Below are 14254 nucleotides of genomic sequence, written 5' to 3'. Positions count from 1 at the left end.
ACCCAAATACCGGAGCATCACCATGACGCAGCAATTCAAAGGCACCGCGCTCATCACGGGCGCCTCCACCGGCATCGGTTCGATCTACGCAGACCATCTGGCACGACGTGGCTATGACCTGGTGCTGGTAGCACGCAACCGCGAACGCCTTAACGCATTGGCGGCCCGGCTCACCAGCGAAACCCGGCAGAACGTGGAAGTGTTCCCGGCCGACCTGGCCAACGCAGCCGACCTCGCCAAGGTCGAACGCAAACTGCGCGAAGACGCCAGCATCAGCCTGCTGGTGAACAATGCGGGTATCGGTACCCATACCGGCCTGCTGGAAAGTGACGTCGAACGCATGGCCGAAATGATCAGCCTCAACATCACCGCCCTCACCCGCCTCACCTACGCGGCGGTGCCAGGCTTTGTCGCTCGCAAGCAAGGCGCGGTCATTAATATCTCGTCCATCGTCAGCCTGGCGCCGGAGCTGCTCAACGGCGTCTACGGCGGCAGCAAGGCCTATGTCACCGCGTTTACGCAAGCGCTTGCCAAAGAGCTGGCAGGCAAAGGCGTTCAGGTCCAGGCAGTACTGCCTGGGGCCACCGCTACCGACCTTTGGCAGACAGGCGGTTTGCCGCTCGAAAACCTCGACCCTGCCATCGTAATGTCGGCCGAGGACCTGGTGGACGGCGCCCTGCAGGACTTCGACAAGGGTGTATTGATCTCCCTGCCTTCGGTGCACGACCTGCAAGCGTTCGAGCACTACGAAGCCAGCCGCAAGGCCTTGTTCGGCCAACTGTCCAGCAACCAGCTCGCGCCCCGCTACAGGGCCTAGTGACCAAGATGAGCCCAAGCCGCATCGTTCATTTTCATTGAAGACGAGAAAGTCTTACTGCATTCAGGCTATTTTTCGAGCAAATCAAAACGCTTAGCCTGAATGCACTTTTCGACCACCCTGGAGGTAGCGCCAATGAAGGCCGTCGTTTACACCCAACCCGGTTTGCCGATCCACGCCCCACAATCGCTGTACGACGCGGAACTGCCCGCCCCCAAACCCGGTGCCCGGGACCTGCTTGTCGAAGTCAGGGCCATTGCCGTCAACCCGGTTGATACTAAAATCCGTGCAAGCCGCGGCGGTGACCAGCCACAGGTGCTGGGCTGGGACGCTGTCGGCGTTGTCCGCGAGGTCGGGCCTGAGGTCACATTGTTCCGACCGGGCGATGAAGTTTTCTACGCCGGCGCCATTGACCGCCCGGGCAGCTACAGCGAGCTGCATGTGGTGGATGAACGCATCGTCGGTCACAAGCCTCGCAGCCTGGACAATGCCAGTGCCGCCGCCCTGCCCCTTACGTCCATTACCGCCTGGGAGCTGCTGTTCGACCGCCTGGGCGTTGAGGAAAACGCTGGCGAAGGCCAGCGCCTTCTGGTGGTCGGTGCCGGTGGCGGGGTTGGCTCCATCCTGGTACAGCTTGCCAGCAAACTCACTCGGCTGACCGTCATCGGCACAGCGTCAAGGCCCGAAACCCAGGCGTGGGTAAAGGCGCTGGGCGCCCATCATGTGATCGATCACGCCGAGTCGATTCCGCTTCAGCTGGAGGCGCTCAAGCTGGGCCCGGTCGATTACGTGATCAGCCTCACCCATACCGACACCTACCTGCCGCAACTGGTGGAAGTGCTTCGCCCACAAGGCAAGCTTGCGTTGATCGACGACCCGGCGCAGCTGGATGTCATGCCGCTCAAGCGCAAGTCACTGTCGCTGCACTGGGAACTCATGTTCACGCGTTCCCTGTACAAGACCGAGGACATGATCAAGCAGCACCAACTGCTCGATCGCGTTTCGCAACTGGTCGACAGCGGTGTGCTCAAAACCACCCTCGGCGAACACTACGGTACGATCAACGCCGAGCACCTAAAGCGCGCCCACGCCATGGTCGAAAGTGGAAAAGCGCGCGGCAAGATTGTGCTGGAAGGCTTCTGATTGCCGCCAGCACAACTACCCAGGCTACCCTGCATGGGTCAGCTAAGGCTGCTCGCCCGCGAGGAAGGCTTTGCTGATTTCACGGAACTGTTCGTGGCTTGCACTGCGCAGCAGTTCGAACACGACCATTTCACGGGTGACGACCTGTACGCCAGCCGCCGCCATGCGCTGGAGGGCCGCGAGGTGGTTTTCCGCTGTGCGGCTCGACGTGGCGTCGGCGACCACGAACACCTGCTTGCCACTGGCCAGCAGGTCGAGTGCGGTCTGCAGCACGCACACATGGCATTCGATGCCACAGAGAATGACCTGCTCACGCTGCATCATCGCCTGCGGCAGGCATTCGGCGGGTACGCAGGAAAAGTGCAGCTTCTCCACCACTGGCGCCGTGGCGCAGCGTTCCGGGTGAAAACCAACAATCACCAACGCAGCAATCGTGGCCCTAATGCTGCACCCACCACGGCCGGCACCAGCATCCCCAGCACATACCATACCCCCCAGAACGGCACGCCCATTTCAGGGCAGTGCAGGCAGTAGGCCAACGTCGCTGTGGCGCCTGCGAGCAAGCCCCCCGCCGCGCCAGCCTGACGCAGGCGGGTTGGTGCCAGGCCGCGCAAGGCGACGAACACCGCGATAAAGGCAGGCACAGAGAGCAAGGTGATGTTCAACGGGCAGGTGCGCCAGGTGCGGCCCAGGATCAGCTCGGCGCGGGCTTCCAGCGGAGCGCCAGACAGGCTCACGGCCGCGCCCAGCCAGACCAGCAGCAACGGCAGCCCCAACAAGGCCCAGCACGCACCGCCCTGCACACCCGGCCTGGCCAACCGCTGGGTCAGCCACAGCGACAGTATTGCCAAACTGCCGGGCAAGGCCAGCTTGGCCCAGAACAACGGTGTGGACGCGACCAGCGCCAGATCGTTACGGACACCGAACAGGGTCACGGTCAGCAATACCGCGCCCAGCATACCGCCCAGCAACGCCATACCCATACGCCGCGCCAGCACATGGCGGTCCACCGGCCCTTCCCCAGCGGCCAACAGGGCAATCAGTTCATCGGTCCTCATCGTCGCCCTTGCCTCCTATCAACTTGGCCAATGCCTTCAAGCCCCGGTGGATGCCAACCTTGACTGCCGAGGCAGAAAGCCCGGTCATGCGTGCAGTCTCCTCCACCGACAATCCCTCCAGCTTGACGTGAACGATGGGCAGGCGCTGGCGTGGCGGCAACTGCGCCAACAGCTTGCCCAGGTCCCGCGTGGCCTGGGCCGCCTATTCCTCGCTGGCGGTGAACAGGTCGCTGTCATCCTCCAGCCCGTCGTGCAGCGCATCGTGGCGGGCATAACTGCGATAGTGATCCGCCAGCTTGTAGCGGGCAATGGCCTGCACCCAGACGGTCAGCGGTTGCTGGGCCTGGTAGGTGTGGCGGGCGTTGTGCACCGCCAGCAACACCTCCTGTAGCAGGTCTTCCACTTCGCCGGGGCGCTGCGCCAGGCGCCTTAGTAAAAAACCACGCACATGCACCGCCAGCGCCGCCAGAAAGGCCCTGTACGCCACGGCATCGCCCGTCAACCCTTGCAGCAGTAACGCCTGCAACCGGGCTTCGCGTGCGATGAGTGCCTGCTGAGAAGTAGTTCGTAGCATTGGCCGCCCGGGTTACATCCACCGTGGAGTTTTTACCTAGGGTTGTTGCCTTCATACGTTAGGCGACGGCTACGACGTCGTGATTTTTTTTCCAGCGCCTGTAACCCGATCCGCCAAAGCCGCGAACTAGTTCATGAGCCGCCGGTACATCGCCACGGCCCCACTTCCCGGAGACACATCATGAAAACCCTCGCCCTCACCACCGCCGCCCTCGCACTCGCCTCACTGGCCGGTGCCGCCCTGGCCGCTGACGCGACCAACAACGCAACCGGCGCCGCCATGGAAAAATGCTACGGCGTTGCCATGGCCGGCAAGAACGACTGCAAGGCCGGCGCCGGCACCAGTTGCGCCGGCAGCGCGAAAAAGGACTACGACGGCATGCACTGGAAGAACGTACCCGCTGGCACCTGCACCTCCATCAAGACGCCCAATGGCATGGGCTCGCTGTCTCCGATCAAGTCGTGAGCGCAGGCCGCCGATCATGAACGGGATCACCTGCATGGGCGCCGGCCTGGGGCTCAAGGCCGAGCACTTTGCCGAAGTCTGGGCTTGCCAGGCCAACGGGCTGTGGTTTGAAGTGCACCCGGAAAACTACATGGTCGGCGGCCCACGGCTGGACGGGTTGCAGCGCATTGGCGAACGCCATCCACTGTCACTGCACGGCGTCGCGCTGTCACTGGCGGCCGATGCCGTACCCGATGCGCAGCACCTGCGTCGCCTGCGGGCGCTGGTCGATCTGGTGCAGCCGGCCTTGGTGTCGGAGCACCTGGCCTGGTCGACCTGGGGCGGGCAGTATCACCCTGACCTGCTGCCCTTCCCCCGCAGCAACGAGGCCCTTGCCCGTATCAGCGACAACATCCTGCGTACCCAGGACGCGCTGGGGCGCAGCCTCTCGCTGGAAAACCCCAGCCATTATCTGGAGCTGGATGGCCACGACTGGGATGAAACCGAATTTCTGCATGAACTGGTGCGCAGGACCGACTGCGGATTGTTGCTGGATGTCAACAACGTGTACGTGAGTGCCCAAAACCTCGGCTTCGACGCCGCCGGATACCTTGAGCGGTTCCCGGCAGGGGCAATCCGCGAAATACACTTGGCCGGCCACAGCCAGGACACGCAGAGCACGCTACTGATCGACTCCCATGACGCGGCCATCGCCGCACCGGTCTGGGCCTTGTACCAGCAAGTGATCGCACGCATCGGCCCGCGCCCGACCTTGATCGAGCGTGACGGCAACGTGCCCGCCTTCACGGAACTGCTAGCCGAACGCAATACCGCCCAGGCGCTGCTCGATCAGGCCGGAGCACGACCATGAACCTTTCCCTTGGCCAGTTTCAAACCGCCTTTGTCGAGGCGCTGTATCACCGCTCTGCCCCACAATTGGCCGCACTGACTGGCCAGCCAGCGTTTGCGGTGTATCGCAACACCGTGCTGGCAGGTTGTGTTGACGCCCTTCGCGCCAACTTCCCCGCCGTCGAGGCACTGGTCGGCCCGGCCTGGATGCAGGACGCTGCCGCAGCCTACGCACAATGCACGCCCCCCGACGACCCGCGGCTGATCCGCTACGGGGCGGCGTTTGCCGACTTTCTCGAACAACAGCAAGCCCATCACCGCTTGCCGTACCTGGCCGATGTGGCACGCCTGGATTTCGCCTGGTGCGAAGCCTTCAGTGCCCTTCGCGAGCCCTGCCTTGACCTGGCCGACCTTGCCGGCATGACCGCCACGGACCTGGCGTGCAGCTACCTGGCCCCGCGCAGCAGCGTGCGCTGGTACTGGTTCGCGCAAACTCCGGCGTTCAGCCTGTGGCGCCACAGCCGTGAAGGCCTGGCCTGGCCGCAAGACCAGCCCTGGCGCGCAGAAGGCGCTTTGTTGAGCGGCACTGACGAAGGTGTCGTACAACAAGCGCTGGAAATCGGGGGCTGTGCATTGCTCGATGCCTGCGCCCAAGGCCTGACGCTGGAGCAGGCCTCACAGGTTGCGCAGCAGGCTCAGCCCGACCTGGACTTCGCCGCCCTGCTCGGCCGACTGCTGGCCGCCCAGGTGTTTCGTCCACTTTCCTTCGCTTGAGGAACCACCATGGACATCACCCATACTTCGCGCACTGGCCACGGTCTGCGCCAACGCTGGAACCACCTCGCCGAACGGCTGCACCTGCTGTTGAGCGACACACTGTTATGCCTGGTGGCACGCCTTGCCATTGCCTCGATCTTCTTTCTGTCCGGCCGTACCAAGGTCGAAGGCTTGCTGACCATCACGCCCAGCACCTATGACCTGTTCCAGAGCGAATATGCACTGCCGCTGGTGTCCCCCTGGCTGGCGGCCCACCTGGCCGCCTATGCAGAGCACCTGTTCCCGCTGTTGCTGGTACTGGGCCTGTATACGCGCCTTTCGGCCTTCGCCTTGCTGGGCATGACCACGGTGATCGAAGTGTTTGTCTACCCCGATGCCTGGCCAACGCACTTGTCCTGGGCCGGCTTGCTGCTGTTGTTGATCGGGCGGGGAGCCGGTGCGTTGTCGCTTGATCGGCTGCTGGGCGTGAGATGACCCGCCGTTGTAAAATCAGGCTCGCGCCTCGGTTTTGCGATGGCTTGGCAGACGAAGGCAGTTCGGGAGGGGCTGGTGGCAGACCATGTTGACTACAAGCGCAATAGCGAAATCCCCGGCCTGGTGCTGAGCGAGGGGCGGTTTTCCAGCTTTCGCTTTGATCGCCATTATCACCTCGACTACCACGTAGGCCTGATTACCGAGGGTGTGCAGCGCCAAGGGCTGAACGGCGAATCCGTGCTGCTTACCCCCGGCACCATTCAATTGATGCCGCCCTGCGAAATCCATGACGGTGTCAGTGCCGATACCGCGTCCTACACCCTCAAGACCTTTCGCGTTTCGGCCGCCCTGCTCAAGGATGTCACCGAGGAGCTGACCGGGCACGACCGGTTTTCTGCGCTTGGCGGCGCGCTGTTGCAAGACCCTGGGCTGTCCATGGAACTGGCGCACTTGCACAGCACGCTGGCACAGGGCATGCCCGCGTCGCCCTTGTTCGTCGAGTCGCAATGGCTGACATTGCTGGGCCGCTTGTTCAGCGAAACCCGCATGGTCAAGCAGCAGTTCCTCAAAGGCACCCTCTCACCGCTGCAATGGCGCAGGGTGACAGAGCACTGCAACGCTCACCTGGCAGACAAGATCACCTTGCTGGAACTGGCTGCGTTGTGTGGCCTTGAGCGCTTCCAGTTCCTGAAAATGTTCAAGCAGACCGTGGGCATGACGCCCCATGCGTGGCTGGTTCGCCTGCGCCTGGAGCGCGCCTGCGAACTGCTCAGCCACACACAGTGGGAGCTGACCAAGGTTGCTCAGGAAGTCGGCTTTTACGATCAAAGCCATTTCAACCGGGCCTTCAAGCAGGCGTTTGGCGTGGCACCCTCGCTGTACTGACGCCCCCTTCCAGATCACTCAATTTTATACAAGCGCGTCTCGCACAGGCTTCTTAACCTTGGGCACCGGGCCGGACACCGCATTGTCCCCGCCCCGTACTGATAGAAACGGTCAAGGAGCCATTGATGACACTGCGCGCGTATTACACAAGCGATGAACTCACCCTGCGCACAGACGTGCTGAGCTGCACGCCAACGGATGACGGCAAGTTCCAGGTGGTGCTGGAGGAAACGCTGTTCCACCCACAAGGCGGTGGGCAACTGGCCGATCAGGGTGTCATCGCTGGCATACCGGTCAAGGGCGTAAGCCAGAATGAAAACCAGGTCATCCATGTCCTTGAGCACCCGGTTCCACTTGGCCCTGCCGAAATCGCTGTCTCACCTGACGTTCGCAGCTTGCACGCCCGTCTGCACTCCGCTGGCCACCTGATCTCTGGCGTAGGTCAGCTGTTGGGCTGGCAGCCGGTCAAGGGGCACCACTGGCCGGGTGAGTGCCGTGTGGTGTTAGAGCGCCAGCCGCAATCCGAGGCGCTGACGGCTGAGCAGCTGGAGCACGCCGTCAATCAACTGATCAACGATGACGTACCTCGCCACCTGCTTGACCAGAACGGCCTGAGAACGGTGTCTTTCGGTACGCTGCCCATGCACGGTTGCGGGGGTACGCATGTTGTATCCGCTGGCGAGATCGGCCCGGTCAAAGTGCTCAAGATCAAAGAAAAGAAGGGCCAGCTGTCTGTCCATTACGACATAGGCAACTGATCGGCGGCACTGCCCGGCTTCCAGGCCGCAGGCTGTGTACATGCAATCGACTTTACAGGAGGCCACCGCGTGGACTACATACCTCAACTCTTGACCATTGCTGCGGTCATGCTGCTGGGCTGCATAAGCCCGGGGCCGGACTTCATCGCCGTCACCTCCAACGCGCTGATCAGCCGCAATCGCGGCCTGGGAGTTGCCCTGGGCACCGCCTTGGGCATCTGCGTCTGGGCCGTGATGGCGGTCATTGGCCTGGGCGTGCTGCTCACCAAACTGGCCTGGCTGTACGACGCCATCCGCGTGGTCGGGGTGTGCTACCTGCTCTACCTGGGCGCCAAGATGCTGCTCGGTGCTCGCCGCCCCTATCAGGAGCTGGCGATCGCCACCTCCAGCAATACCACTACCCCAGCGCCTCGGGTCGGCTTTCTGGTGTCGATGACCAACCCCAAGGCCGCTGTGTTCTTCGGCAGCTTTTTCATTACCGTACTGCCTCAGCATGCTCCCGTCTGGGTACTTGGCAGCGCTGTCGTGGTGGTGACGCTGGTTTCGTTCCTGTGGTTTTCAACGCTGGCCCTGATGTTTTCGACCCAACGGGTTCGCCTGATCTACGCGGGCATGCGACGGCCGATCGATGCGGCGATGGGGGCGGCGCTGGTCGGGCTTGGCGCGCACCTGGCGCTTGCCCGATAAAGGTCACTGGCGCCCCACGCCCATCGTCCTGTAAAGCTACTGCCGGTCAAGCTTTGCCGATGGGGCTCGTGCAGGCGCCGCGAACCATTTCTCGCGCGGTACCCATTTGTCCTGCGCCGGATCACCCAGGTAATGCGGCGACATGATCTGCACCCCATACTCGTTGAACACGTCCTGGATGTTGGCATGCAACAGGCTCAGCAACTCCGCACGCGGCCTTGGCGCGCGGGGTACTGCCTGGGCCACCAGGCGGTACTCGGGGTAGAAGTCTGAAAGGCCGGTCTGGAATACCTGCGGCGTGGGGTTTTCCAGTATGCCATCGGTGCGGTGAGCGGCTTCTACCAGCATGGCTTCCACCTGGCGCCACGGCGTGTCGTAGCCGATGGTGACAACCGTATCGACGATGTAACCTGGCCCCTGCACCACCCGCGAATAGTTGCGCGTCACCGACCCGGTAATCATCGAGTTGGGCAACGTCAGCACTTCGCCCAGGCCGGTGCGGATGGTGGTGTTGAACATGCCGACCTCAGTCACCGTGCCTTCGTTGTCGCCCACGCGCACGTATTCACCCGCCTTCAGCGTGCGTGAATACGTCAGGATCAGCCCCGCCGCTGCCTGCCCGACCACGCTGGAAGCCCCCAGCGAAATCATCAAACCGAGCAGTACCGACAGGCCCTTGAAGGCATCGGTGCCAGAGCCTGGCAGGTACGGGTATGCCATCACCAGGGCAAACAGCCAGATCGCCAGTGACGTCAGCCGCGTGGTGGGCTGCAGGGTTTCCTCGGTCAGCCATTTCAGCGTACCGGGGCGGGCCATGCGCTCCAGCATGCGCCGGCTGAAGCCACTGATGCCCCGGGCGATGAAGAAAATCATGACGGCCACGGCGATGCCAGGGATGGCGTGCAGAATGCCATCGAGCAGATAACGCAGCAGATCGAGCAGGTGCACGTTGAGGCTTTCACCCCACGGCCGTGTATAAGGAAACTGCGATAGCACAAAGCTCAGCCACTGGTAGCTGAGCAGCAGCACGATTGCCCAGTACATCAGGCGCAGCAAACGGTCGATCAGAAAGTACACGTACTGCATGTCGAACAGCGGCAGCTGGCCCACCTTGATCTGCCGGGCACGTTCACGCATCAATTGCGGCAGGCGCCCGCGCAGTTTGCGCCGGCCCAGGTTGGCACCCTTGATCAGCACCACGAACACCAGTGTGGCGACGGCAGAAAACCCTAGCGCCTTGAGCAGGAAGCGCAGGCTGCGTGCTTCGCCGGTCTCATCCACTACCTGGCGCAACGTAGCGGCTGCCTGCTCGGCCGCTTCACGGGTATCGCCGCCCTCTACGCCCAGGTCCTGGGGCGCGACAATGAACGCCCTGCGCCCGCCCAGCAGCACCAGGTGGCTATTGACGATCGGGTCGACACTGACCTTCAGCTCGTCGGTACCACGCAAGGCCTCGTCGATAACCGATGAGGCCCGCTGCGCGCGTGCAGCGGGGGTTTCGCCCAGCAGCGTGGCGTGAAAGGTGAAAATGCTGCGGTTGGCGATACGCAACTCTGCGGGTTCATCCGGCACACCATCAGTAGCTTTCCGAAGCACTGTTCAACCATCTGGCACCGGCTGGCTTCGAGGCCTTCAGTTCCGGCAGCTTTCCCAGGGGGCAGGTACTGCCCCGCAGCCTGAGCACCTTGCAGCAAGCCGGTATTTCGACCGAGGCCCTGAGCAGCAAGGGCAACGACGCCTTTGAAAGCAACCCGCCGGACATCGTCATTACCGTCTGCGACAACGCTGCCGGCGAAGCCTGCCCGGTGTATTTCGGCCCCGCGCTGAAAGCGCATTGGGGGCTTGCAGACCCGTCCGAAGTGCGGGGTGACGAATCGGCGGTAGACGCGGCGTTCCAAGCCACGTTGACGCACATCGCGTCACGCTGCGACGCCTTCTTCGCACTGCCTTTCGACAACCTTGACCGTGATCAACTCCAGCACGCGCTGGATCGCATCGGCACGCGTTGAGCAGGCGGAAATAAACCTGCTCGCCGGCTCCACCGCCCCTGATCGAAGGAACGACATTGGCCATTCTCGAAGATTTGATGAACCAGGTACCAACCGATATCGATGTGCTCATCAGCCTTGATGCCCAAGGCGACAATTTCAATACCCAGCGGGACGTCGATTTCGTTTTCTATGCAAAGGAGCTGCACCAGGGCGAAGCTGCGGTTGGGTTCATCAACGACTTAAGGTTTGGCACTGCCAAGTTTGAGACCGTATCTGAAGAGCAGCATAGAATATGGGTGACAAATCCACGGCCAGATCACACAAGAGCGACGCAAAGGTGACATTGCCAATGTGTAGCCAGCGGCCAGAGCTGGCATTCGAGTCGTAACGAAAACGAACGATTTACGGTGCGCGGTCTTCGCGCACGGGATACCAGAAGTTAACTACATCGGTCTCCCCCATCCCCCATCAGGCCAGTCATACACTGCGCCCGTTTGCGTTCTTGTCGGCACTCCATTAGTCAAACATGATACTAAGTCTCATTTACATCCATTCTGTGGCAGCTCATGGCCTCCGTCGATACCGCTCGGCTCACTGCTCTGTACGAACAGCAACACCGCTGGTTGCGTAGCTGGCTGTATCGGCAATTGAACTGCTCACAGTCAGTCGTCCTGGGTTCGCGGTATCAACAACAAACCCCTGGATCCGATGGAAGGCACCGGTTATGAAGTCGGCGTCAAAGGCAGCCACTTCGACGGCAAGCTGAACTCCAGCTTCGCGCTGTTCAAGATCGAGCAAGACAACCTGGCGATCTGGATCGATACCCCAGGTGGCAACACGTACAAGTCAGAACAGGGAACCACCACCAAGGGCGCCAAAGTCACCCTGGACGGAGAACTGGCTGAAGGGTGGCAGGCATCCGCCGGTTATGCCTATGCGGTCAGCACCGACGCTGATGACCAGCGCATCGTTACCACCCTGCCCCGCCACAGTCTCAAGACTTTCACCAGCTATCGCCTGCCGGGAATTCTGGACAAGGTCACCCTTGGCGGCGGCGTGAACTGGCAGAGTAAAACCGGTGCCGACCTGCACACCTTCACGCAAGGCAGCTACGCCGTCACCAACCTCATGGCGCGCTACGACTTCAACCAACACCTGAGTGCGTCAGTCAATCTGAACAACGTGTTCGACCGCGAATACCTCAGCTATGCCGGTGACCACGGCATGTACGGTGCGCCAAGAAACATTATGACGGGTATCAAATACAACTTCTGACGTGCGCACGCGCCATAGCGTCGCACGCGGTGCTGACGCTGTTCGCCCCGAGCATGATGGGAACCTTTCAATCCGCCTACCCTGCCTCCCTGTCAAAGGCGTAATCCTTGAAAGCTAACTACCCGATCGCATGGGAGCACCGTACGTGCCTATCGACTTCAGACCCGCTCAAGCCTCGGACGCGCACGATATTGCGCGCTTCTTTCAACTGACATCGGAGGGCATGGCCGATTACATCTGGAGCAAGCTTGCCGCACCTGGGGAAGCATTGCTGAGTGTCGGTGCGTCTCGCTATGCCAGGGAACAGGGCGACTTTTCGTACAAGAACTGCCTGATGGCCACTTACGAAGGGCGCGTCATCGGCATGATGCACAGCTATGCCTTGCGCGAGACCCCTGACAGGCCGGTCGAGACAGACCCGGTCCTGGCGCCGTATTCCGACATGGAAATACCCGACACCTTGTACATATCCAGCCTGGCCCTGGATGAGGCCTGGCGCAGCCAGGGGCTGGGCGTCCAGTTTCTTCACCACGCCCAGCAGCGCGCGGAGGTCGCTGGTCTGGATGGGCTATGCCTGATCGATTATGCAGAAAACCACGGTGCACGCCGCTTCTATGAACGTCACGGTTTTCAAATTGTTAAAACCTGCCAGATCGTTCCGCACCCGATGCTGGGCGTAACCGGTGAAGCCTATTTGATGTATCGCCCTAACCACAACGTGCTCGAGAAAAAACCATGAACAAGAAACTGACCGTGTTCCGCGAACTGGACATTCAACCGGTGCGCGACCTTCCCTTTTTTGAAGAGGTTGTGGAAGGCACCCCGCATACGCTGACTTCAAAGTATTATCACGATGAACAGCAAGGTCGCATTTCCGGAGAATGGGAAGCCAGCACCGGAGCGTGGCGCATCGACTACAAGGTTTGGGAGTTCTGCCATGTGCTGAGTGGACGCTGCGTCATCGAACTCGAGGGTTGCGCCCCCGTCACACTGGCCGCTGGCGACACGTTCATTATCGAACCGGGCGCCAAGGGCAAATGGACCGTGCTGGAAGACATGAAAAAGAACTTCGTGATCCTCTTGCCCGCGAACTAGGCACGGGGTCACGTTTCATCGAGCGCAGCATAAGGACAGTTTGCATGCTTGCCTGCTGGCGGCGCTCGAATGTATTTCGGCAGGCCACAACAGCCCTCTACCTCTCAGTGTTTGCTTGGGTTGAGAGCGGTCACGTGTGAGCCGCACCTTTCACGCTGATGCCGCCAGACCAGGAAATAGAGTTGCCTGGCACGGGCTACGCCCTTACTCGTGGGTCAAGCCCGCACTGATACTTGGCATCTTCAAGGCGTGCTTCAAACGCCTGGAGCCCTGCGTATATCTGTTGGAGCCCAGTGATTTGCCCCAGCACTTCGCGTTTCTTGTCGGCAATGGCCCTGCCCGCCAACTCCCACGGCAAATCAGCACCCTGATGCCTCGGCAGAATCCCCTGCAGTTCCTTCAGTTTGAAACCCAACTGCTGCGCGCATTTGATGAATGTCAGCAGTTCGACACTCTGCTGGTTGTAGACGCGGTACTGCCCCTGGCGCTCGGGCGGCGGCAGCAGGCCAATCGCTTCATAGTGGCGGATGGTTTTGACGGTGGTGCCCGACAGTTGGGCGGCTTTGCCAATGTACATGAACGTCCTTTTCATAAGGAGGGCGGCGCATCATTGCATGACGCCAGCGGTTCGGGAACCTCATTGGCGCAGGTCAGCCGGCGAGCTTTCGTGCCTGTTGGAGCCAGGCTGCGCGCCGCCGCGCGCTGGAGCCGAGCAGCGGCCCGAACATCAGGGTACGCAGCGGCCTGATACCGCAAAACTGCAACGTGGTCTTGCGCACTTGGTGAAGGCCAGGCATGCGATACACCCAGCGGTAGTACCACGGCGGTGTATCCATCGTCACCAGCAGATGCGCCGTGCGCCCCTTGAGCAGTTGCTCGGGGAAAGCCTTGCCTGTCCTATACCGGAACGCGAAACCGGGCAAGAACACGCGGTCGAAAAAGCCTTTCATCAATGCAGGGATACCGCCCCACCAAATGGGGTAGATAAAGGCTAAGTGCTCGGCCCAGGTGATGTCGGCCTGAGCCCTGAGCAGGTCGGGTTCCAGTGGCTGCGCTTGCCGGTAGCCGCTGCGCAGCACCGGGTCGAAGCTCAACGCATCAAGCCGTAACACCCTTACATCATGGCCGGCACTTCTAGCCGCCTCGACATAACTCTCGGTCAGCGCTGCGCAGAAACTCTCGCCTGACGGGTGCCCCAGCACCACGAGTACTCGTTTGCTCATCATCACTTCATCCTGAACATGAAGCGTGCAGGGTAAAGTCTGCCCCTAACGGGAGAGTCAACTGCTCAGGCTTTATCGCTGCCATGAGCATCCAGTCAATCGCTTGTGCATGGGTGTGCATGCCAGCTCAAGCCCCGAAGGCGAGGTGTAGATTCCTTCAGCCTCCACCTGATAACTCCTTGTCATGGCTGATCATGACCGGAG

The 14254-nt window shown here is 61.4% G+C and carries 17 protein-coding genes and 3 pseudogenes; 14 read left to right on the top strand and 6 right to left on the bottom strand.

Going from position 1 to position 14254, the window contains the following annotated elements; translation table 11 throughout:
- Positions 1–22 precede the first annotated feature (22 nt).
- Entirely contained in the window at positions 23–817 is a 795-nt protein-coding gene (locus tag APH36_RS20390; protein ID WP_060500035.1) for an SDR family oxidoreductase, read from the top strand.
- 135 nt (positions 818–952) lie between these two features.
- A complete protein-coding gene (locus tag APH36_RS20385) occupies positions 953–1960 on the top strand; it encodes a zinc-binding alcohol dehydrogenase family protein (RefSeq protein ID WP_060500034.1) in 1008 nt (335 codons plus the stop codon).
- A 42-nt stretch (positions 1961–2002) separates the two neighbouring features.
- On the opposite strand, the pseudogene APH36_RS20380 reads toward APH36_RS20385, so the two are convergent.
- The 3 genes and pseudogenes from APH36_RS20380 to APH36_RS20370 all read right to left on the bottom strand — a co-directional run.
- Positions 2003–2344 (bottom strand): annotated as a pseudogene (locus APH36_RS20380) (isochorismatase family protein); the annotation flags it as partial.
- A gap of 32 nt (positions 2345–2376) precedes the next feature.
- Entirely contained in the window at positions 2377–3018 is a 642-nt protein-coding gene (locus APH36_RS20375; RefSeq protein WP_060500033.1) for a DUF1109 domain-containing protein, read from the bottom strand.
- Positions 3005–3592 (bottom strand): annotated as a pseudogene (locus APH36_RS20370) (sigma-70 family RNA polymerase sigma factor). Before APH36_RS20370 ends, APH36_RS20375 begins: the two are co-directional and overlap by 14 nt.
- Before the next feature lie 180 nt (positions 3593–3772).
- Here APH36_RS20370 and APH36_RS20365 point away from each other — a divergent pair.
- The 7 genes from APH36_RS20365 to APH36_RS20335 all read left to right on the top strand — a co-directional run bounded on the left by APH36_RS20365 (position 3773) and on the right by APH36_RS20335 (position 8466).
- Positions 3773–4057, top strand: a complete 285-nt coding sequence (locus APH36_RS20365) for a DUF2282 domain-containing protein (protein ID WP_060500032.1) — start codon at positions 3773–3775, stop codon at positions 4055–4057.
- A 16-nt stretch (positions 4058–4073) separates the two neighbouring features.
- Positions 4074–4907, top strand: a complete 834-nt coding sequence (locus tag APH36_RS20360; RefSeq protein WP_060500031.1) for a DUF692 domain-containing protein — start codon at positions 4074–4076, stop codon at positions 4905–4907.
- Complete coding sequence (locus tag APH36_RS20355; protein ID WP_060500030.1) at positions 4904–5659, top strand: DNA-binding domain-containing protein; 756 nt, start codon at positions 4904–4906, stop codon at positions 5657–5659. Before APH36_RS20360 ends, APH36_RS20355 begins: the two co-directional genes overlap by 4 nt.
- 9 nt (positions 5660–5668) lie before the next feature.
- Complete coding sequence (locus tag APH36_RS20350) at positions 5669–6136, top strand: DoxX family protein (protein WP_060500029.1); 468 nt, start codon at positions 5669–5671, stop codon at positions 6134–6136.
- 75 nt (positions 6137–6211) lie between these two features.
- Positions 6212–7021 carry an AraC family transcriptional regulator gene (locus APH36_RS20345; protein ID WP_060500028.1) on the top strand — a complete coding sequence of 270 codons (810 nt, stop codon included), beginning with the start codon at positions 6212–6214 and terminating at the stop codon, positions 7019–7021.
- A gap of 125 nt (positions 7022–7146) precedes the next feature.
- A complete protein-coding gene (locus tag APH36_RS20340; RefSeq protein ID WP_060500027.1) occupies positions 7147–7779 on the top strand; it encodes a hypothetical protein in 633 nt (210 codons plus the stop codon).
- A 69-nt stretch (positions 7780–7848) separates the two neighbouring features.
- Positions 7849–8466: a LysE family translocator gene (locus APH36_RS20335; protein ID WP_060500026.1), complete on the top strand. Its 618-nt coding sequence runs from the start codon at positions 7849–7851 to the stop codon at positions 8464–8466.
- 36 nt (positions 8467–8502) lie between these two features.
- Here the strand turns inward: APH36_RS20335 and APH36_RS20330 are convergent, their stop codons facing one another.
- Complete coding sequence (locus tag APH36_RS20330; RefSeq protein WP_082426426.1) at positions 8503–10062, bottom strand: mechanosensitive ion channel family protein; 1560 nt, start codon at positions 10060–10062, stop codon at positions 8503–8505.
- Between APH36_RS20330 and APH36_RS20325 the strand changes: the two genes are divergently transcribed.
- The 5 genes and pseudogenes from APH36_RS20325 (at position 10062) to APH36_RS20305 (ending at position 12827) form a co-directional block, all read left to right on the top strand.
- Entirely contained in the window at positions 10062–10475 is a 414-nt protein-coding gene (locus APH36_RS20325; protein WP_060500025.1) for an arsenate reductase ArsC, read from the top strand. The two genes, APH36_RS20330 and APH36_RS20325, sit on opposite strands and share 1 nt — an antisense overlap.
- Before the next feature lie 56 nt (positions 10476–10531).
- Positions 10532–10798 (top strand): hypothetical protein, encoded by a 267-nt coding sequence (locus tag APH36_RS20320; protein WP_060500024.1) that lies wholly within the window; start codon positions 10532–10534, stop codon positions 10796–10798.
- Between the two features lie 322 nt (positions 10799–11120).
- A pseudogene (locus APH36_RS20315) lies at positions 11121–11732 on the top strand (TonB-dependent siderophore receptor); the annotation flags it as partial.
- 130 nt (positions 11733–11862) lie between these two features.
- The gene (locus APH36_RS20310) at positions 11863–12471 is read left to right on the top strand and encodes a GNAT family N-acetyltransferase (RefSeq protein ID WP_060500022.1); all 609 of its coding nucleotides are present in this window, start codon (positions 11863–11865) and stop codon (positions 12469–12471) included.
- Complete coding sequence (locus tag APH36_RS20305) at positions 12468–12827, top strand: cupin domain-containing protein (RefSeq protein ID WP_060500021.1); 360 nt, start codon at positions 12468–12470, stop codon at positions 12825–12827. The genes APH36_RS20310 and APH36_RS20305 overlap by 4 nt, the downstream gene beginning before the upstream one ends.
- A 196-nt stretch (positions 12828–13023) precedes the next feature.
- On the opposite strand, the gene APH36_RS20300 is transcribed toward APH36_RS20305, so the two are convergent.
- Both APH36_RS20300 and APH36_RS20295 read right to left on the bottom strand, forming a co-directional pair.
- Positions 13024–13404, bottom strand: coding sequence for a MerR family transcriptional regulator (locus APH36_RS20300; protein WP_060500020.1), 381 nt, complete (start codon positions 13402–13404; stop codon positions 13024–13026).
- Between the two features lie 73 nt (positions 13405–13477).
- The gene (locus APH36_RS20295) at positions 13478–14053 is read right to left on the bottom strand and encodes an NAD(P)H-dependent oxidoreductase (RefSeq protein WP_060500019.1); all 576 of its coding nucleotides are present in this window, start codon (positions 14051–14053) and stop codon (positions 13478–13480) included.
- Between the last annotated feature and the right edge of the window lie 201 nt (positions 14054–14254).

The organism is Pseudomonas sp. NBRC 111133 (assembly GCF_001320605.1).
Taxonomy (GTDB): Bacteria; Pseudomonadota; Gammaproteobacteria; order Pseudomonadales; family Pseudomonadaceae; genus Aquipseudomonas; species Aquipseudomonas monteilii.
This window is presented reverse-complemented; position numbering and strand designations above follow the sequence as displayed.